This window comes from Amycolatopsis sp. NPDC102522 (genome assembly GCF_055584485.1).
The window spans coordinates 165,396-184,127 of sequence record NZ_JBVJLY010000015.1 but is presented as its reverse complement, the minus strand read 5'-3'; the positions used below and the strand labels follow the sequence as shown (position 1 = coordinate 184,127).

Annotated in this window: 15 protein-coding genes; 5 read left to right on the top strand and 10 right to left on the bottom strand. The window is 69.5% G+C overall.

Going from position 1 to position 18,732, the window contains the following annotated elements; translation table 11 throughout:
• The first annotated feature begins 212 nt into the window (after positions 1-212).
• Both ACZ6YV_RS30015 and ACZ6YV_RS30010 read left to right on the top strand, forming a co-directional pair.
• Positions 213-839: a DUF6801 domain-containing protein gene (locus tag ACZ6YV_RS30015; protein ID WP_465512794.1), complete on the top strand. Its 627-nt coding sequence runs from the start codon at positions 213-215 to the stop codon at positions 837-839.
• Positions 840-908: 69 nt separating this feature from the next.
• Positions 909-2,288 (top strand): DUF6801 domain-containing protein, encoded by a 1,380-nt coding sequence (locus tag ACZ6YV_RS30010; protein ID WP_465512793.1) that lies wholly within the window; start codon positions 909-911, stop codon positions 2,286-2,288.
• A gap of 90 nt (positions 2,289-2,378) precedes the next feature.
• Here ACZ6YV_RS30010 and ACZ6YV_RS30005 read toward each other — a convergent pair whose 3' ends face one another.
• The 5 genes from ACZ6YV_RS30005 to ACZ6YV_RS29985 form a co-directional block, all read right to left on the bottom strand.
• On the bottom strand, positions 2,379-3,662 hold the full coding sequence (locus tag ACZ6YV_RS30005; protein ID WP_465512792.1) for a PucR family transcriptional regulator: 1,284 nt from the start codon (positions 3,660-3,662) through the stop codon (positions 2,379-2,381).
• 231 nt (positions 3,663-3,893) lie between these two features.
• Positions 3,894-4,688: an arginase family protein gene (locus ACZ6YV_RS30000; protein ID WP_465512791.1), complete on the bottom strand. Its 795-nt coding sequence runs from the start codon at positions 4,686-4,688 to the stop codon at positions 3,894-3,896.
• A 118-nt stretch (positions 4,689-4,806) separates the two neighbouring features.
• A complete protein-coding gene (locus ACZ6YV_RS29995) occupies positions 4,807-8,184 on the bottom strand; it encodes a pyruvate carboxylase (RefSeq protein WP_465512790.1) in 3,378 nt (1,125 codons plus the stop codon).
• An 88-nt stretch (positions 8,185-8,272) separates the two neighbouring features.
• Positions 8,273-9,208, bottom strand: a complete 936-nt coding sequence (locus tag ACZ6YV_RS29990) for a S8 family peptidase (protein ID WP_465512789.1) — start codon at positions 9,206-9,208, stop codon at positions 8,273-8,275.
• Between the two features lie 18 nt (positions 9,209-9,226).
• The gene (locus ACZ6YV_RS29985; protein WP_465512788.1) at positions 9,227-10,411 is read right to left on the bottom strand and encodes an erythromycin esterase family protein; all 1,185 of its coding nucleotides are present in this window, start codon (positions 10,409-10,411) and stop codon (positions 9,227-9,229) included.
• Between the two features lie 31 nt (positions 10,412-10,442).
• Here ACZ6YV_RS29985 and ACZ6YV_RS29980 point away from each other — a divergent pair, with 31 nt between their 5' ends.
• Together ACZ6YV_RS29980 and ACZ6YV_RS29975 are read left to right on the top strand one after the other, a co-directional pair.
• Positions 10,443-11,060 (top strand): TetR/AcrR family transcriptional regulator, encoded by a 618-nt coding sequence (locus tag ACZ6YV_RS29980; RefSeq protein WP_465512787.1) that lies wholly within the window; start codon positions 10,443-10,445, stop codon positions 11,058-11,060.
• Positions 11,061-11,159: 99 nt separating this feature from the next.
• Positions 11,160-11,567 (top strand): hypothetical protein, encoded by a 408-nt coding sequence (locus ACZ6YV_RS29975; protein WP_465512786.1) that lies wholly within the window; start codon positions 11,160-11,162, stop codon positions 11,565-11,567.
• On the opposite strand, the gene ACZ6YV_RS29970 is transcribed toward ACZ6YV_RS29975, so the two are convergent.
• The 5 genes from ACZ6YV_RS29970 to ACZ6YV_RS29950 all read right to left on the bottom strand — a co-directional run bounded on the left by ACZ6YV_RS29970 (position 11,557) and on the right by ACZ6YV_RS29950 (position 18,337).
• A complete protein-coding gene (locus ACZ6YV_RS29970) occupies positions 11,557-12,060 on the bottom strand; it encodes a GNAT family N-acetyltransferase (protein WP_465512785.1) in 504 nt (167 codons plus the stop codon). The two genes, ACZ6YV_RS29975 and ACZ6YV_RS29970, sit on opposite strands and share 11 nt — an antisense overlap.
• 2 nt (positions 12,061-12,062) lie before the next feature.
• Entirely contained in the window at positions 12,063-14,135 is a 2,073-nt protein-coding gene (locus ACZ6YV_RS29965) for a caspase family protein (RefSeq protein WP_465512784.1), read from the bottom strand.
• Positions 14,132-14,512, bottom strand: coding sequence for a hypothetical protein (locus tag ACZ6YV_RS29960; RefSeq protein ID WP_465512783.1), 381 nt, complete (start codon positions 14,510-14,512; stop codon positions 14,132-14,134). The genes ACZ6YV_RS29965 and ACZ6YV_RS29960 overlap by 4 nt, the downstream gene beginning before the upstream one ends.
• A gap of 83 nt (positions 14,513-14,595) precedes the next feature.
• Positions 14,596-16,749, bottom strand: coding sequence for an ATP-dependent DNA helicase RecG (recG, locus tag ACZ6YV_RS29955; RefSeq protein WP_465512782.1), 2,154 nt, complete (start codon positions 16,747-16,749; stop codon positions 14,596-14,598).
• Between the two features lie 4 nt (positions 16,750-16,753).
• Positions 16,754-18,337, bottom strand: a complete 1,584-nt coding sequence (locus ACZ6YV_RS29950; protein ID WP_465512781.1) for a DAK2 domain-containing protein — start codon at positions 18,335-18,337, stop codon at positions 16,754-16,756.
• A gap of 133 nt (positions 18,338-18,470) precedes the next feature.
• Between ACZ6YV_RS29950 and rpmB the strand changes: the two genes are divergently transcribed.
• The gene (rpmB, locus tag ACZ6YV_RS29945) at positions 18,471-18,662 is read left to right on the top strand and encodes a 50S ribosomal protein L28 (protein WP_007031450.1); all 192 of its coding nucleotides are present in this window, start codon (positions 18,471-18,473) and stop codon (positions 18,660-18,662) included.
• Positions 18,663-18,732 lie beyond the last annotated feature (70 nt).

Here is an 18,732-nt window from a genome sequence, read left to right as displayed (position 1 = left end):
CAGCGCGCACTGACAAGAACGAACAGGCTGCTCACCCACTCCGAAACATGTCGACATGAATCCTTGTTACGTACATAACTCGCGGGTAACCTCGGTTTACCCCACCACCGAGAAGGCCGCTCAGGTCGAGCATATTTGATCAGAAAAATCCGCCGAAAGGCGCATGGGGAAAGCCGCCCGAGACGTAAACTGGATCAAAGGAGATGACAGGTATGTCCCGTAGACTTGGCAAGTTGTCAGCAGGCGTCGCCACCACCGGCATCGTGCTGGGCGCGGTCGCCGTGCTCACCGCCGGCACGGCCGCCGCCGCGACCACCTACTCCACCGGCACTGTCGCGTACATGTGCAACTTCCCCGGCATCGGCCAGCAGCAGCTGGACGTGAAGGCGAGCTTCGTCGGGCCGGACTCGATCGCTTCCGGGGCCACCGCGACTCCGTCGAGTGTCGGCGGCACCGCCACGATCAACGCCTCCATCAACGCCCTGCTCAACGCCGCCAACTACGACGGTGTCCGCGGCAAGGCCAACATGCCGATCACCATCACCAACGCCACCCCGGCGTCGGCGACGGTGACGAACCTGAACGTCCCGACGCAGATCAACCCGTACGTGCCCGGTCCCCGGTCGTTCAACATCGTCCAGGACGCGGGCACCGGTGTCCCGACGTTCACCGCCGGCGCCCCCGGCTCGGCGACCGCGTCCCTCGGCACCACGATCAACGCGCCGCTGGACTTCCACAAGAAGGACGGTTCCTGGACCACCTGGAACTTCAACTGCACCGTGAAGAACACCAACCCGGCACAGAACCGCGCGTTCAGCCCGGCGATCCCGATCACCTGATGAACCCTCCGTGCGGGGCGGGGCGCCCCGCCCCGCACGGGCTCCACACCGGACACGAGAGGAACCCGTATGACGCAGCAGGTTCGCCGGGCACTCGGGAGGTTTCCCGTTCTGGCGGGCGTCATCCTGCTCGCGGGCGTGAACGGCGCACTCGCCTCCTCGGCGACGACCGATCCGACGACGCCGCCGTCCCCGCCGCTTCAGGGCGCCGCCACCGCGCGGCAGACCCTGAACAACACCTGCGTCTTTCCGGACCCCGTCGGCGAACGACCGGTCGTCATGGAGACCTCCGCCACCCTGCCGAAGGTCGTCCAAACCGGAAAACCGCTGCAGGTCAAGGACTTCTCGCTGACCTTCAGCCTCGCCGAGGGCACGCTCGGCGAGGTCACCGAAGTCGCCGGTGGCGCGACCGTCGAGCTCACGGCCACACGCGAAGACAAGAAGACACCGGTGCCGGTCACCCTCACGATCCCGGCGACCAAGGTCCCCGCCACCGGCGAAGTAAAGCTGGTCGCGACGGGCAAGGTGCCCGAAATCGCGATGACCGTCCCCGGCGAACTCCGGCTGTCCACCGGCGCCCCGTCTCTCGCACTGGCCTCGACCTCGGCCGAGACCCCGCTCAAGCCGATCACGTGCACCCAGAACCCTGGCCAGGACGCCACTCTCGGCAGTGTCGCCTTGCTGGCGATGGGTGTCACGAAACCGGACAGCGGCAAACCTGGCGAGCGGAAGCCTCAGCCCGGCACCCGTGCGACGAACGACGAACCGGACCCGAACGTCCTCGTGTTCCCCCTGCAGCCCTTCGAAGTGCAAGGCACGTCGACGATCGCCAAGCTCGGCGCTTTCGCGCGGCTCACCCAGGCGTTCATGTTCAACGCCTTCTGGATCGTCCCGCCCGACCCGCCGAGCAGCATCACCGGCACGACGATGATGCCCCCGAGCAAGGTGACGTTCCTCGGCTTCGGCTTCGCCCCGATCACCGCGACGATGGAACTGCTGCCACCGGATCACCGGACCGGCAACCACATCATCGACATCAACGGCACGGTGATCTCGGAACCGGACGGCTCCTCGACGGTCACCACGCGCATCGAAGTCTTCGCGAAACTGAGCGGTGTCACCATCAACGGCGTCGCTCTCGACGTCGGCGACAGCTGTCTCACCGCCGGACCGCTCGTGCTCAACCTCCGCGGGGAGAAGTACGACATGTTCAACGGCGGTGTGCTGCGCACCGATCCGAACGCCGCGGATCCCGCCTACCGGGAGTTCACGCTGCCGAAGTTCTCCGGCTGCGGGGTGAAGGAGAACCTCGATTCGCTCCTGAGTGGAATGTCGTCGGGACCGGGGAACCAGGCGTGCGTCGGCGTCAGCCAGGTCTCGCTCGACGGATCCCCGGTGCCGCCGGAACGCAAGTGCCCCAACGTCGATCCGCCGGTGGCGCGCCGCTGAGCGCCTTTCTGGTCCAGGTTTCGATCACGAACGTGCGATAAAGGGTCTTCAGGACACTTTGGTCCTGAAGACCCTTCATCGCACTCCGGGTCAAGATCCGCTCGGTGTCCACTGTGTACTCTTGCGCGGCGCCGGAAGGATCTCCGGCAGCGCGAAGCCTGCGGGCGCCGAGGAAGGGGTGACGCCGGCCCGCAGCGCGAGTTCCATTTCGAACCGCGCGCCCGGGTCGCGCAGGTACTCGCCGAAGGTCGCCTGCAGCTGCCGCATGCGGTACCGGACTGTCTGCGGGTGGACCTGGAGGCGCTCTGCGATGTCGACGACGTTGCCCTGGCTGTCGAGCCAGGCGCGGAGGGTTTCGAGCAGCCGTTCCTGCTGTTTCCCGGTCATCTCGGCGAGCGGGGCGAACAGGCGGTCGCGCAGCTGGCAGGTCAGCACGGAGTCGGCGTTGACGAGCAGGGTCGCGAGGTGTTCTTCGGCGCGGATCACGCGGCGGGCCTGGATGATCCCGCGTTCGGAGAGATGCAGGGCGTCACGCGCCCAGCGCAGCGAATCGGCGACGGAGTCCAGCGGACGGCACGGGCCGATCGAGAGCCGGTAGTCCGGCAGCGCGGCCTGCAGGGTGGCCAGCCGGGCGCCGGAGATCTCGCCGGGGACGAGCAGACGCGGCTCAGCGCAGTCGAGTTCGGCCAGCACGTCCGAATCCACCGCGTTGTGCCGCCGGGGTCTGACGGCGTCGTTGAGCGGGTGCAGCACCACCGGTGTCGCGCGCTCGGGCACCGGCCAGCCGGTCAGCTGCGCGAGTTCCGCGATCGCCTTCGACGGCGCGGGCGGGGTTTCCAGCACCAGGTGCAGCAGTTTGCGGCGCCACGTGTCCAGCGCCCCCGCGGTGCGCGCCTTCGCTTCGAGGTAGCCGTCCAGCGCGACGGACGCGAGTTCGTCCATGAACGCGAGCATCGCGTCGGCCAGTTGCGACATCACCGCGGACGAAAGCCCGCTGCGACGGCCGACGCGCATGATGCGCCGCCACGAGACCCGGGCGCCGACCCGGTACGCCGACTGGAGCGTGTCGAGGCTGCGGCCTTCCCGCATCTCGTTCTGCCCCAGGCGATGGTGGACCTCGTGCGACTGTTCTTTGGAGACGGAGGGATCCGCGATCTGGGCGACGAACAGCGTGATCGCGTACTCGACGCCGGCGCGGATCGACTTGCCGTAGGGCCCGTCGAGCGGGCGCGCGTAGGCGGGGATGGTCGCGCGGATCTCGTCGACGATCTCGTTGGCGAGACTGCCGAGTTCCGGTCGCAAAATATCGGCGAGCTTGCGAGGCAGTGCTGCAGGGGACTGCGCAGCGTGTTCGATCCCGCGCTCCACCGACATCGCAGCTCCTTTGCTCCGCCCAGCGTCCTGACATCCCACGATCGTCGTGAGGTGACAACGAACACATCGCAAACTCGCTCGTGAATGTGTCACCTTTCGCAGAAGAAACCGATTTCTTGTCACCTTCGTGACAAAATCACGGTTCATCCCTGAATTTTGATGACAAGTGCCCGGCAAACGGCTCGCACGGTACGTACGAACGGCCGAAGCGAGCCTCGCTGTGACGGAGTGTCACTGCTTTTCGGTGAGCAATTCACCGAGTACTTCGAGCACGGGCTCCAGCGGGCGCACCTCGGTGCCGACACATTCGGTGATCCCCGCGCCGACGACTTCGAAGCCGCTCAGCCCGCGAAGCATCGCTACAAGGCGCTCGATCGTCAAGCCTCCGGGCTCCGGGCAGTTCAGCCCGTCGAACTCCGCCGGGTCGAGCACGTCGAGGTCGACGTGGACGTACACCTTGTCCGAGCCGGCCAGCCCGGCGGCGACGTCGGCCGATTCGACGACGAGCCCGCGATCGATCGCGGCACGCTCGGCGTCGTCGAACACCCTTGTCCCGGCGAGGACGGCGCGACCGGGTTCGACCGGCGGGTTCGCGGCGAAATCCGGGTCGCCCTCGCCGAGCAGCGACCGTAGCACCATGCCGTGGAACGCGCCCGACGGCGACGTCTCCGCGGTGTTGAGGTCCGCGTGCGCGTCGAACCAGGCGACGCCGAGACCCGGCCCGAAGCGGTAGCGCGCGACCCCGATCGGGATCAGCTCGACCCCGCAGTCCCCGCCGATGGTCAGCACCGGCCCTCCCGGCGCCTCCAGCGCGGCGAGCTGCGCGGCCCGGTTGGCGCCGGTCAGCACCTCACGGTTGGCGATCCCGTCGACCACAGGCGAGGTCTCGCGGGTCTGCCGGATGTGGTGCACCGGGACGCCCAGTACGTGGCCCGCCAGCTCGGCGAGCGCGACGCAGCCTTCGGGCATCTCCGGCGCTCGGTCGGTCAGCGCGCCCTGGAACTGGGGTACGGCGTGGATCAGCACCGGTCCACGTTAGCGGCGGCCGCAAGGATGCGCTTGATCCAAGTACATGAAGGCCCCCTTCACTGCGCCTAGCGCAATGAAGGGGGCCTTCATGTACCTCAAGATGCGCAAGTCCGCGCTACTCCAGGACGAGCAGCAGGTCTCCGCCTTCGACCTGCTGGACGGCGTTGATCGCGCGCCGCGACACCTTGCCGCCCGCCGACGCCGTGATCGACGCCTCCATCTTCATCGCCTCGATGGTCGCGACCGTCGCACCGGCCTCGACCACGTCGCCCTCGGACACCTGCAGCGTGACCACGCCCGCGAACGGCGCGGCGATCTGCTTCGGGTCGCCCTTGTCGGCCTTCTCCGTGGCCGGGATGTCCGACGCGATCGAGGTGTCGCGGACCTGGATCGGGCGCAGCTGGCCGTTGAGCGTGGACATCACCGTGCGCAGCCCGCGCTCGTCGGCCTCGCCGATGGCCTCCAGCTCGATCAGCAGCCGGACACCCTGTTCGAGGTCGACCGAGTACTCCTCGCCCGGGCGCAGCCCGTAGAAGAAGTCCTTGGACGGCAGGACCGACGTGTCACCGTACTGCTCGCGGTGCGCCTCGAAGTCCTTCGTGGGCCCGGGGAACAGCAGCCGGTTCAGCGTCTGGCGACGGTTCTCGGCCAGTCCCTTGTGGTCCTCTTCGGACAGTTCCTGCACCGGCTTCGGCTGCGCGCGGCCTTCGAGGGCCTTGGTGCGGAACGGCTCCGGCCAGCCACCGGGCGGGTCGCCCAGTTCGCCGCGCAGGAAACCGATCACCGAGTCGGGGATGTCGAACTTGTTCGGCTCCGCCTCGAAGTCCGCCGGCGAGACACCCGCGCCCACGAGGTGCAGCGCGAGGTCACCGACCACTTTGGACGAAGGCGTGACCTTCACCAGGTGACCGAGGATCCGGTCCGCGGCCGCGTACATCGCCTCGATGTCCTCGAACCGCTCGCCGAGGCCGAGCGCGATCGCCTGAGTGCGCAGGTTCGACAGCTGCCCGCCGGGGATCTCGTGGTGGTACACGCGTCCGGTCGGCGACGCGAGACCCGCCTCGAACGGCGCGTAGATCTTGCGCACGCTCTCCCAGTACGGCTCCAGGTCGCCGATGGCCTGCAGGTCCAGCCCGGTCGGCCGGTCCGAATGATCGGTTGCCGCGACCAGCGCGGACAGGGAAGGCTGCGACGTCGTGCCCGCCATGGACGCGACGGCACCGTCGACGGCGTCCGCCCCGGCCTGGATCGCGGCGAGGTACGTCGCCAGCTGGCCACCCGCGGTGTCGTGTGTGTGGATGTGCACCGGGAGGTCGAACTCCTTGCGCAGCGCGGAAACCAGCCGCACCGCCGCCGGCGCCCGCAGCAGGCCCGCCATGTCCTTGATGGCCAGGACGTGCGCCCCGGCGCCGACGATCTGCTCCGCCAGCTTGAGGTAGTAGTCCAGCGTGTACAGCTTCTCGGCCGGGTCCGACAGGTCCGAGGTGTAGCAGAGCGCCACCTCGGCGACCGCGGATCCGGTCTCGCGGACGGCCTCGATCGCCGGGCGCATCTGCTCGACGTCGTTGAGCGCGTCGAAGATCCGGAAGATGTCGATGCCGGTCGCCGTCGCCTCCTCGACGAAGGCGTTGGTCACCTCGGTGGGGTACGGCGTGTAGCCGACGGTGTTGCGGCCGCGCAGCAGCATCTGCAGGCAGATGTTCGGCACCGCTTCCCGCAGCTTCGCCAGCCGCTCCCACGGGTCCTCCGCCAGGAACCGCAGCGCGACGTCGTAGGTCGCGCCGCCCCAGCACTCCAGCGAGAGCAGCTGCGGCGTGGTGCGCGCGACGATCGGCGCGACGGCGAGCAGGTCCTTCGTCCGCACGCGGGTGGCGAGCAGCGACTGGTGCGCGTCACGGAAGGTGGTGTCGGTGACGCCGATGGTCGGCGACTCCCGCAGCCAGCGGGCGAAACCGTCCGGGCCGAGTTCGGTGAGCTTCTGCTTCGAGCCGGGCGCCGGTTCGAGGTCCTTGGGCAGCTTCGGCAGCTTGACCTGCGGTTCGAGGGTGCGCGGACGCTCGCCGTGCGGCTTGTTGACCGTCTTGTCGGCGAGGTAGGTCAGCAGCCTGGTCCCGCGGTCCGCCGAGTGGCGCGCGGTGAGCAGATGCGGGCGCTCCTCGATGAACGACGTCGTGACGCGGCCTTCACGGAAGTCCGGGTCGTCGAGGACGGCCTGCAGGAACGGGATGTTCGTGGCCACACCGCGGATCCGGAACTCGGCGACGGCGCGGCGCGCGCGGCCGACGGCGGTCTTGAAGTCGCGGCCGCGGCAGGTGAGCTTCACCAGCAGCGAGTCGAAGTGCGCGCTGATCTCGGTACCGGAGAACGCGGTGCCGCCGTCGAGGCGGATACCGGAACCGCCGGGCGAGCGGTACGCGCTGATCATCCCGGTGTCCGGGCGGAAGCCGTTGGCGGGATCCTCGGTGGTGATGCGGCACTGCAGGGCGGCGCCGCGCAGGTACACCTTGTCCTGCGAGAGCCCGAGGTCGTCGAGCGTCTCGCCGGAGGCGATGCGCAGCTGCGACTGGACGAGGTCGACGTCGGTGACCTCCTCGGTCACCGTGTGCTCGACCTGGATCCGCGGGTTCATCTCGATGAAGACGTGGTTGCCGTCCTTGTCGAGGAGGAACTCGACGGTGCCGGCGTTGCGGTAGCCGATCTGGCGGGCGAACTTCACCGCGTCGGCGCAGATCCGGTCGCGCAGTTCGGACGGCAGGTTCGGCGCCGGGGCCAGCTCGATCACCTTCTGGTGCCGCCGCTGGACCGAGCAGTCGCGCTCGTAGAGGTGGATCACGTTGCCCTCGCCGTCGGCGAGGATCTGGACCTCGATGTGGCGCGGCTCGACGACGGCCTTCTCGATGAACACCGTCGGGTCGCCGAAGGCCGACTCGGCCTCGCGCGCGGCGGCCTCGATGGACTCGCGCAGCTGCGCGGGCTCCAGGACGCGGCGCATACCGCGTCCGCCACCGCCGGCGACGGCCTTGACGAAGACCGGGAAGCCGATCTCCTCGGCGGCGGCGATCAGCGCGTCGATGTCGGAGGACGGTTCGGAAGATCCCAGCACCGGCACCCCGGCCTCGCGCGCGGCCTTGACCGCGCGGGCCTTGTTCCCGGTCAGCTCGAGGATGTCCGCGCTCGGCCCGACGAAGGTGATGCCTTCGTCCTCGCATGCGCGCGCGAGGTCCGGGTTCTCGGAGAGGAAGCCGTAGCCGGGGTAAACGGCGTCGGCGCCCGCCTTCTTCGCGGCCGCCACGATTTCCTCGACCGACAGATAGGCCCGCACCGGATGACCGGGTTCGCCGATCTCGTAGGCCTCGTCGGCCTTCAGCCGGTGGAGCGAATTGCGGTCTTCGTGCGGGAACACAGCCACCGTGCCCGCGCCGAGCTCGAATCCGGCGCGGAACGCGCGGATGGCGATCTCACCCCGGTTGGCGACCAGTACCTTGCGGAACATGCCGGTCCTTCCCATCATCGGATCGGTAGGTGAGGCACGTTACCTGTTAGGTCCCGCAGGGCGGGAGTTGTTGCCCAGGTGATGGACGTCATCCCCGCTTGAGTTGCGTACCCGGGGTCTGGAGCAACCTGTTCGCGGTGCCCGCGTGGACGCCGGTCAGCACGTCGACCGCGGCGAGGTCCACGAGCGTCTTCGCGACGTCCGCCGCCGAGACAGTGGGGTGCAGGGCCCGGTACAGCGCGGCCACCCCGGCGACGTGCGCGGCGGCCGACGACGTCCCGCTGAGCACCCGGCCGCCGCTGCCCCCGGCGTTGGGTCCCGGCACGTCCACGCCGGGTGCGAACAGGTCAACGACCTCACCGTAGTTCGACGTGGACCCGACCTGGTCACTCGCGTCCGTCGAGCCGACGGTGAGTGCTTCGGTGACCCGGCCGGGTGAGAACTGCCCCGCGTCGGTGGCCTCGCCACCGGCCGGGAGAGCGACCGGGACGACAGCCGCGAGCGCGCGGACGGCGGCGTCGAGCTGGTCGTTGGCGGTGCCGCCGATGCCGAGGACGGCGACGGCGGGCTGGTGTGCGTTCTGCGTCACCCAATCGATACCCGCGATGATCTTGTCCGTCGCTCCGCCGCCCTGCGCGTCGATCACCCGGACCGGGACGATCTGCGCGGCCTTCGCGACGCCATAGCTCCTCGACGCGGCGACGCCGGCCAGGTACGTGCCGTGACCGTTGGTGTCGGAGGTGTCCGTGCCGCCGTTGAGGAAGTCCTTACCGGGCTTCACCCGGCCGCCGAAGTCCGGATGCGCCGCGTCGACACCGCTGTCGATCACGTAGACCGTGACGTCCTTGGCGTCGGTCTCGTAGTGATAGAGCTGATCGAGACCCGTTCGCTGGTCGATCCGGTCCAGTCCCCAGTTCGGCGGGTTCTGCTGGACTTCCGTCGCGGAGGCGGGCTGGGCCACGGCGGTCACCAGCAGCGCCGAGCAGGCCAGTGCGCCCATTCCTCGTACCAGTCGCATGATCATGCCTCGGGCCTACGCCTGTCACCCGCGAGTGGCAACCTCAACCACCCGATCGGCTGGGGCCGGTCGGAGGTGCCCGCTGACCGTCGACTTCGGGAAGCAGACCAGCGCGTCGAAGGCGTTGACGACGTCGACCGGGTTGAACAGGTGCGCGTGACGGATGCTCTGGGGTCCCTCCGTTCCGCGTCGCGAGCGGAGGTCCACCAGGCCGGGGCCTTCGGCTTCGACGCTGCCTTCCGCGGGTGCGTCCAGATCCTGGCGGTACACGGTGAACCCGAGCCGCGCGGCCGGATCCGGTTTGAGGCCGGTGGTCTCGCCCTCGACAGCGGTGAGCGCCAGCGCGAAGTAGTCGTCGCCGAATTCCGCGGCCAGATGCGTTCCCGCCGAGGGCGAGGTGAGCCCGGGGAACGGCGAGAACGGCACCCGCTGGAGGTGTCCGTTGTGGAGCATCACGACGATCTTCGTGTCGTCACCGTGGAGCCGTCGGATCAGGCGGACACTCTCGGCCATGTACGCGTCGCGCGAACCGCCCTGCAGGGCGGGCGCGGTGCCGGACATCATCGCGGCCACCTCGGCGAGGTAGGCGTCGACGCGGAGCGCGCCTTCGACGTGGTGCTCGGCGACGGCTGTGTCCCCGTAGACGGGACGCAACGCGGTGAGGTGCGTCTTGAGCCGGGTGAGCGCCGCGGTCGCCTTGTCTTTTGTCACAGTGTCGAGGGCGGCGTACTTGGCGGGCGCCTCCGCGCTGCTGATCGACGCGTATCCCTCGGTCGCCTCGATCGCGGTGTCGACAAGGCTCACGGCAGGCGCGTCCACAGTGGACAGGTAGGCGCGGACCGCTTGCAGCGCGGGCACGGGCGAGCCCGCGGAGCTCGGCACGTCGAGACCGAAGTACCGGACGTCGCCTCGCTCGCGGAGCCACGTCAGCATTTCGTGCGCCTCGGGCGACTCGCCGAGCGAGAAGGTGAAGCCGTCGCGGCCGATGTCGGCGACGTCCCCGGGGGCTCCGTTCAGCCAGTCTTCGACGAGCTCGCCCTCGGCGAAACCGGATTCGAAACCGACGACACGGAAGCCCTGGTGCTCGACGAGGTGCTGGAGCAAACGATTGCGCAGGTCTCCGAACTCGTGGACGTGGTGGTTGTTCTCACCGATGGCGACGATCTTCGCGTCCCCGATGAGTTCGGCGATCTTCGCGGGGTCTGACATACTGACCACACTAACGCAACAGGAGTAGCAGTTGGCAACCTCCGGTACCCAGCGGCCAGGCGGCCGGACCGAACGCACCCGCCAGGCCGTCCTGCACGCCACCCTCGACCTGCTGGCCGAACACGGATTCGGCGAACTGACCGTGGACGCCGTCGCCGAGCGGTCCGGAGTGCACAAGACCACGGTGTACCGGCGCTGGTCCTCACCGGACGGTCTCGTCGCCGCCGCGCTGCCGATGGGCGCGGAGGACGACTGGAAGGCGCCCGACACCGGGTCGCTGGAGGACGATCTGTACGAAGTGGCCGCGGAGGTCGTGCGGTACTTCACCGAACCCGCGCTCAAGGAATTGCCGACGGCGTCGGTGCTGGCGGCCTTCCAGTCACCTCAAGCGGCCGAGGCGCTGCACGACTTCTACGCGGACCGGCACGTGCGGATGGCGCCGATCGCGGAACGGGCCGTCGCGCGGGGCGAGGTCCCGCCCGGGACGGACGGCGACGAACTGGTGCGGGCGGTGTGCGGGCCGATGTTCTACCGGCTGTTCCTGTCCCGGGAACGGGTCACGGTGGCGGACGCGCGGGTCACGGCGCGAGCGGTGGCTGCCGCCGCGCGGAACGGCGCCTTCGTACCCGCCCCGCATTCAGAGGACTGAACGCGGGAGGTTGGTCACGCGCTGAGGACAGTTTTACCGTCAGCGCCAAGGACTTCCGGACCCACACTGGTCTCTCCGTGCCGAGAGAGGGAGCCCGTCATGACCGAGGAAGTCCGCGACAAGGCGCCGGAGATGCCGCGCCAGCTCAAGACGGTCCGCGTCTTCCTGTGGATACAGGCGGTCCTCAATCTCCTCGTCAGCGCGCTCGTGACCGCCCTCGCGATCAACGCACTCGACCACGGTGATGAAGAAGCGGGACTCGCCCTGGCGTTGGCGCTCCTCGGCTTCGTGGTCTCCCTCGTGCTGATCGCGTGCGCGATCAGGATCTCCCGCGGTTCGGCCTGGGTGCGGCCGACGGTCATCGGCGTCGAAGGACTGTCCGTGGTCCTGGGGGTGATCAGCCTGTTCAGCGGCGGGGCGATCACCCAGCTGATCGGGATGGGCATCGCCATCGGCATCATCGTCGTCCTCAACAAACCCGAGGAACGCGCCTGGTTCACTCGCTGACGAGGTCGATCCGGTAGCGCAGTTCGGAAAGCGGGACGTCTTCGCCGGGCATGGTGTCGGTTTTCTCGGCCCCGTCCGGCGTCCATCCCGCGGCCGAGTAGAAGCGCCGGGCGCGCTCGTTCGAATCGAGCACCCACAGCGTCGCATCGCGATGCCCCGAATCCCGCAGCGCGGCGACGGCGGTGTCGAGCAGCAGCCTGCCCAATCCGGTGCCCCAGCGAGCCGGTTCGAGGTAGATCGCGCGCAGTTCCCCGCGTTCCCGGTCGACGGCGGTGAAGCCGAGGAGCGAACCGTCCTCGACGAGGACCAGGACGTCGCCCCGGTTGGCGGGATCCGCGAGGATCCGCTGCCAGCGGCCCGCCCTGCCCTCGACCGAAAGATCGCGCAGGTAGAGCTCGGGCAGCAGGCCCCGGTACGCCGACTGCCACGACCGGACGTTCACCTCCGCGATGGGCCAGGCGTCCTCGACGGTCGCGGGGCGGATCGTGGGCATCGTCAGCCTTTCGCCTTGCGGGCCGCGAAACCGGTCACGATGGCCAGCGAGAGCACCATTCCCAGCGCGATCCCCCAGCCCGCGCCGGTCACGCGCGAGCTGCTCGGCAGCGCGTAGAACAGCGCGCACACCATGACGATGCCACCGCCCGCCACCCCACCGTGGAAGGCGATCCCGAACGCCGCCGGACGCAGGAGCGCGCCGAGCACGGTCCCGATCAGGAGCATCACCGCGACCACGAGGTAGAGCGCGCCCTCGTCGGCCCGGCTCGACGAGTATGCGAAGAGTTCGCCGGCCTCCACCGAGAGACCGGCCACGCCGCCGATCCCGGCCACGAGTGCCACGACGGCGAAGGCGTCACGCGGTTTCCCCAGTCTGAGCCGGAAACTCCGGTCGCGCCGCACCGAGATCAGCGCGCAGACGGCCCCGGCGAGCAGGCAGCCGTCGGCGAGCACGAGGACGGCCGGGCCGTACGGGATCGCCGAGAGCAGCGCCAGCCCGCACAGCGCTCCCGGCCCCACCGTCCGGCGCGTCCGCGGCAGGGAGATCGCGATCCCCGCGCCGACCGCGAACACGATGAGCGGCACGACGATCCAGCCACCGTCCTCGAAGAAATCCTCCAAACCGCTGCTGAGCGGGAAAGCGATGATCACCAGGTACACCGCCGCCACGAACGCGAACACGCCGGCGGCGGCAGCGAACGGGTCGGGCTTCGGCCGTGGAGCGGCGGTTTCGACGGGCGGCGCCGGCGGCGGGGGTTCGGGCACCGGCGAAGGCGCGCGCACGGGCTCAGGAGGCGGAGGCGCCGGTGCGGGCGGGGATTCGGGCATCGGTTCCTCGACGACCTGGCCCTCGACTCGCACCACCACCTCACCGGTCGGCCCGGTCACGGTGACCCGCGCGTCGAACACCCCGATCTCCACCAGGTCCGGCGAAATCTCGGCCCCGCCGTCGACTTCGGTCACCCGCAGCCAGGAATGCGACGACGCGAACCGGCAGGCCCGCGCGATCGGCGGCCCTGCCAGCCGGATCCGCGCCACCGGCCGCGTTCCCCGGACGACCTCGCCGAAGCTCACCACCTCGGGTTCGGTGCGCACCCACGATTCCCGCCGCGCGAGTTCGGCTGCCTCGGCGATGTGCTGGATGTCGGTCTGCGCCATCGTGGCGAGGACTTCGTGCGCGCCGATGGCGACGGAGAGGTTCTCGCTCGTCAGGCGCCGCTGCAGTTCCGTCACCGCGCCGAGGCGGGTGAACATGTTCGGATCCTCGCTCGCCGCGCGCAGATCGGCCGGGACCGGCGACGGTTTGATGCGGCGGCGCCTGCTCCGGGCCAGGTACAGCTCGCCCTGCATCTCGATGTCGCGGCTGGGCGTCTGGTTCGGGTTCCGCTCGCGGACGCTGTCGAACAGGTAGTCGTAAAGCTCGCTGAGCGCGATCCAGCCGTCTTCGTCACGGTCCGCGTCGCCCGTCCGGAGACCGTCGACCAGTGCCGAGGTGAACACCGACGGCCGCACTTGGTCGTCGGCGAGGTGATCGCCCTCGAAGGCGTACTCGATGGAGTTCGACGCGGTGATCACCGCACGGCCGCGGCCGCCGAAACCGCCGCCGGGGAAAGCGTCGAGCACGTTGGCCTCACCGGAGGCGCGCACCGCGACCCCCTGGCTGAAAGCACCGCCGTAGCAGCAGTCCAGCAGGAGAACGATGCTCCGCGATCGGCTCATCCGCATGCAGCGCTGGACGAAGTCGGCGGGAACGGCACTCGACGCCAGCCGCTCCGGCCGGGTGTTCCTGGCGGCGAAGAACAGGTCTCCCGACTCGCTTTTCAAGCCGTGGCAGGAGAAGTGCACCAGCAGGACGTCGTCCGGCGCGCTGTCGGCGAACAGGTCCTCGACGCGGCTCGCGATGACGTGCGCGGTCTCGTCGCGCACCACCTGGACGTCGAAGTCGCTGATGTCGCGATCGGCGAGGACCTCGGCGAGCGCCTCGGCGTCGGCCGCCGGAGACCGCAACGCGCTCAGCCCGGGGTTGTCGTACTCCCCGTTGGCGATGATCAAGGCACGCCGCTCGCCGGTCATGACGGCGAATGCCTGCTCACGAACAGGTCGACGAGCTTGTCCTGATCGGAGAGGGTCGCTTCGGACAGCTCCAGCACGTCGCCGTCGATCTCCAGCCGCACCGTGCGCTTCACCCGTCCGCCGCGCGAAAGCCACTCCCGCACGGCGGCCACCACCGAACGCAGCCCGTCGGCGGACTTCCCCACCGTGACCAGGAGACCGCCCGCCGTCGCCACGTCGAACCCGCGCGAGCCGGGCGGCGCCTCGCCGGCGGGAAGCGCCTTGACGTCGGCGACCCCGCGTTCGATCAGTTCCCCTCGGAGGTACCCGGCGAGCTGGTCGACCCGCTCGGCGTCGGCCCCGTCCTCACCGAGCTGGACCCGCACCGATGACGTCATCCCCGGCCTCCCTCGCCCCTGCAGAACGAGGAAACCTCGCATCCCGTCCTGCGACAAGGTCCGATCGGGCAGAGATGTTCACGTCAGCTTTTTTCCAGGTACTCCACACGATCTTCGTCGACGACGTCGGCGATCATGTGCGCCAGCCCGAGGTAGTTCCCCAACGCCGGGTCCTTCTCGACGATTTCCAGCGACCGCGCCCTCGCCTCGGCGATGACTTCCTCGTCCTGCAGCAGCGACAGCAATTTCAGGGTCGACTTCTTCCCCGACTGCGCGGCACCGAGGATGTCGCCCTCCCGGCGCAGTTCCAAGTCCATTCTGGACAGTTCGAAACCATCCGTCGTGGACTCGACGGCGGCGAGCCGCTCGCGGGTGGTCGTCCCGTCGAGGGTTTCGGTGACCAGGAGGCACAGTCCCGGCACGCTGCCCCGGCCGACGCGGCCGCGCAGCTGGTGCAGCTGGCTGATGCCGAACCGGTCGGCGTCCATGATCACCATCGCGGTCGCGTTCGGCACGTTCACGCCGACCTCGATCACGGTGGTCGCGACGAGCACGTCCAGCTCACCCTTGGAGAACGCCTGCATCACGGCGTCCTTGTCGTCGGCGGGCATCCGGCCGTGCAGGGCCGCGATCTTCAGGCCCTTCAACGGTCCTTCGACCAGCTCGGGTGCCACGTCGAGGACGGCGAGCGCGGGCCGCTTGTCGCCCTTGTCCGACGCCGGTTCGTCGCCGATGCGCGGGCAGACGATGTACGCCTGGTGTCCCTTGCCGCATTCCTCGCGGACCCGCTGCCAAGCCCTGTCCAGCCACGCGGGCCGCTCCGCGACCGGCACCACCGACGTCTTGATCGGCGATCGGCCGACAGGCATCTCGCGCAGCGCGGAGATCTCCAGATCGCCGTAGACGGTCATCGCGACCGTGCGCGGGATGGGTGTCGCCGTCATGACGAGCACGTGCGGGCTGGTCTCGTCGGCGCCGCGGGAGCGCAGCGCGTCCCGCTGCTCGACGCCGAAACGGTGCTGCTCGTCGACCACGGCCAGGCCGAGATCCGCGAAGGACACCGTGTCCTGGATCAGCGCGTGGGTGCCGACGACGATCCCGGCCTCGCCGCTGACCGTCTCCAGCAGTGCCTTCTTGCGTTCCTTGGCGCCCATCGAACCGGTCAGCAGGGTCACCCGTGTCGCGTTCTCCGCGCCGCCGAGCTGACCACCCTGCCCGAGGTCGCCGAGCATCTCGCGCAGCGACCGGGCGTGCTGCGCGGCGAGGACCTCCGTCGGCGCGAGCAGCGCCGCCTGCCGCCCGGAATCGACGACCTGCAGCATGGCGCGCAGTGCGACCACGGTCTTGCCGGAACCGACCTCGCCCTGCAGCAGCCGGTTCATCGGATGCTCGGTGGACAGATCGCGGGAGATCTCCTCGCCGATCTCCTGCTGGCCGGACGTCAGCGCGAACGGGAGCCGTTTGTCGAAGGCGTCGAGGATGCCGCCTTCGGTGTGCGGGCTGGCTTTCGCGGGCCGGGAGACGAGGGAATGCCGTCGCTGCGCGAAAATCAGCTGCACCGCCATGGCTTCGTCCCATTTGAGCCTGCGGCGCGCGGAGTTCAGCGCGTCCCAGCTCGAGGGGCGGTGGATGCCGCGCAGCGCGCTTTCCAGGTCGGGCAAGCCGTACTGGGCGAGCAACTCCATCGGCATCGGGTCCTCGTCGACCTCCAGCACGTCGAGCACCTGGCGCACGCTCTTGGCGATCACCCACGTCGGGATCCCCTGCGCCGCCGGGTAGACGGGGATGATCTCGGCGAGGAAGTCGTCCATCGCCTCGGCTTCCCGATCCGCTTCGAACAGCTCGTACTCGGGGTTCGCCAGTTGCAGGACGTCGCGGAAAGCGGTGACCTTGCCCGCGAAGAGCCCGTTCTTGCCGGGCACGAGGTCCTTTTCGCGCCAGGCCTGGTTGAAGAAGGTGCACTGCAGGCGGCGTTTGCCGTCGGTGATCACCATTTCGAGCAAGGTGCCGCTGCGCGCCTTCATCCGGCGCTTGTTGACCCGCTCGATCCGCGCCATCACGGTCGCGTGCTCGCCGAGTTCGAGCCCGGCGATGTCGGTGAGCTGCCCTCGCTCGGCGTAGCGGCGGGGGTAGTGGCGCAGGAGGTCGCTGACCGTCTCGATCTTGAGGCCCTTGGCGAGTGCCTTCGCCGTCGCCGCGCCCACGACCAGTTTCAGGTCCGCGCGCAGGTTGGTCATGCGGTCACTCCACCCCCATCAGAAGCACGGCGTCGGGCTGGCCGCCGGCGTAACTCGTCAACTCGACCTCAGGATGTTCCAGGCGCAGCTGATCGGCCAGCTCACCGGGCAACCGGACCGGGACGTCGACGCCGGTCAGCACGGTGACCAGCTCGCCACCGAGGGCCAGCATCCGGTTCAGCACGCCGACCGCCGCCGCGACCAGGCTCGTCTCCGAGGCGGGCGCGGGCTCGATCAGCACGACCTCGCCGTCGACGAGGCCGACGACGTCACCGGCCTGCGCCCGGCCCACCCAGGTTAGCGACTCCTCGTGCGCGATCCGCAGTTCGCCACGCCTGGTGGCGGCCGCCGCTTCGGCCATCGCGACCACGTCGTCGTTGGTGCGGCGGTCCTTGTCGTGGACGGCCAGCGCGGCGAGCACCTGGACGGGTGACACGCAAGGGATGACGACGACGTCGCGATCCGCGGCCATCGCGTGACCGGCCGCCGCGTCGGCCGCGGCGGTCAACTGGTGACCGCCGGGAAGGACGGTGACGTGATGCCCGGCGGCCTCGTTGATCAGGCCCAGCATCTCCTCGACCGTCGGCGAGACGCCCGGCGGCACGGACAGCACCGCGACGCCCTCGGCCCGCAGCAGCTCGGCCAGCTGCCCGCCGTGGACCACGGCGACCACCGACCGGTCGATACCGCCGCCGACCTCGACCGGTGTGGGCGTGATCAGCGGCTCGACCCGGACCCTGCGGGGACGGCCGAGCTCGATCCCGGCCTCCAGCGCCGCGCCGATGTCCGCGCAGTGCACGTGGACGGCGTACGCGCCGGCGCCGTCCCCCGCGACCGTGACGCTGTCGCCAAGGCCGCTGAGGGTCTTGCGCAGCGCGGGGAGGCTGCCTTCGTCGACGCCGTCGAGCAGGTACATGACCTCCCAGGCTGTCGGGGCGTCGACGGTGTGGTGGTGATGCGCTTCGAGCGGGTGTTCCGGCTCGGTGAGGCTGCCGGAGATCACGCCCGCCAGGGCGTCGAGGACCGCGACCAGGCCGCGGGCACCCGCGTCGACCACCCCGGCCACGGCCAGGACGGGCAGCTGCTTAGGGGTCTCTTCGAGCGCTTCGGCGGCGACGCTCGCCGCGGTGGCGGCGACCTCTTCGAGCGACCCTGTCGCGTCGCGGACTGTCGCGGCGACGGTGTGGAGCACGGTCAGGATGGTCCCGGCGACAGGACGGCTCACCGCGCCCGTGGCGGCCCTGTCCGCGCAGCCGAGCGCCTCCGCGAGACCTGGCCCGTCGAGCTCCCTCGCGGCCGCCGACTCGGCGATCCCGCGCACGACCTGCGACATGATCACGCCCGAGTTGCCCTTGGCCGCCGCGACCGCGCCCTTCGCGAAGACCGCCAGCGCCTCGGCGGTGGTCCCCGGCTCGGCCTCCGCCAGCGCCTCGCGGGCCGCGGTCATGGTGAACAGCAGGTTGGAGCCCGTGTCGGAGTCGGCGACCGGGTAGACGTTGATGCCGTCGATCGCCGGTCGCAGCACCGACAGACTGCGCACACAGGCCGCCGACCAAGCCGACACCGCCGCCACGTCCAGCACCCGCACGCCATGACCTCCTAGCTGTTCCAGCGAGGGTATCGACCCGGTGCCTGAGGGCTCTGAGCCACTGGTTACTATGGTCGAGTTGCCCAGCATGCTGGGCGCATCATTCTTTGTCCCAGATCCAGAGGAGTTCGACGTGGCTGCCGTGTGCGACGTCTGTGGCAAGGGACCGGGCTTTGGCAAGTCGGTCTCGCACTCCCACCGGCGTACCAACCGCCGGTGGAACCCGAACATCCAGACCGTTCACGCCAAGATCGGTCTTTCCCAGCGCAAGCGCCTGAACGCCTGCACCTCGTGCATCAAGGCGGGCAAGGTCGTTCGCGGCTGAGCCGGATTTTTGGGGAATGGCGGGTGCTCTTCGGAGCACCCGCCATTTTTTATGGCCGTGGTGGCTGCCT

Bases quoted from the DNA above. Each gene is read 5' to 3' on its own strand.
- ACZ6YV_RS30010 (WP_465512793.1), top strand. From the start codon at position 909: ATGACGCAGCAGGTTCGCCGGGCACTCGGGAGGTTTCCCGTTCTGGCG.
- ACZ6YV_RS29995 (WP_465512790.1), bottom strand. From the start codon at position 8,184: ATGTTCCGCAAGGTACTGGTCGCCAACCGGGGTGAGATCGCCATCCGC.
- ACZ6YV_RS29965 (WP_465512784.1), bottom strand. From the start codon at position 14,135: ATGACCGGCGAGCGGCGTGCCTTGATCATCGCCAACGGGGAGTACGAC.
- ACZ6YV_RS29990 (WP_465512789.1), bottom strand. From the start codon at position 9,208: ATGATCATGCGACTGGTACGAGGAATGGGCGCACTGGCCTGCTCGGCG.
- recG (WP_465512782.1), bottom strand. From the start codon at position 16,749: ATGACCAACCTGCGCGCGGACCTGAAACTGGTCGTGGGCGCGGCGACG.
- ACZ6YV_RS29985 (WP_465512788.1), bottom strand. From the start codon at position 10,411: ATGTCAGACCCCGCGAAGATCGCCGAACTCATCGGGGACGCGAAGATC.
- ACZ6YV_RS29975 (WP_465512786.1), top strand. From the start codon at position 11,160: ATGACCGAGGAAGTCCGCGACAAGGCGCCGGAGATGCCGCGCCAGCTC.
- ACZ6YV_RS30005 (WP_465512792.1), bottom strand. From the start codon at position 3,662: ATGTCGGTGGAGCGCGGGATCGAACACGCTGCGCAGTCCCCTGCAGCA.
- ACZ6YV_RS29970 (WP_465512785.1), bottom strand. From the start codon at position 12,060: ATGCCCACGATCCGCCCCGCGACCGTCGAGGACGCCTGGCCCATCGCG.
- ACZ6YV_RS30015 (WP_465512794.1), top strand. From the start codon at position 213: ATGTCCCGTAGACTTGGCAAGTTGTCAGCAGGCGTCGCCACCACCGGC.
- ACZ6YV_RS29960 (WP_465512783.1), bottom strand. From the start codon at position 14,512: ATGACGTCATCGGTGCGGGTCCAGCTCGGTGAGGACGGGGCCGACGCC.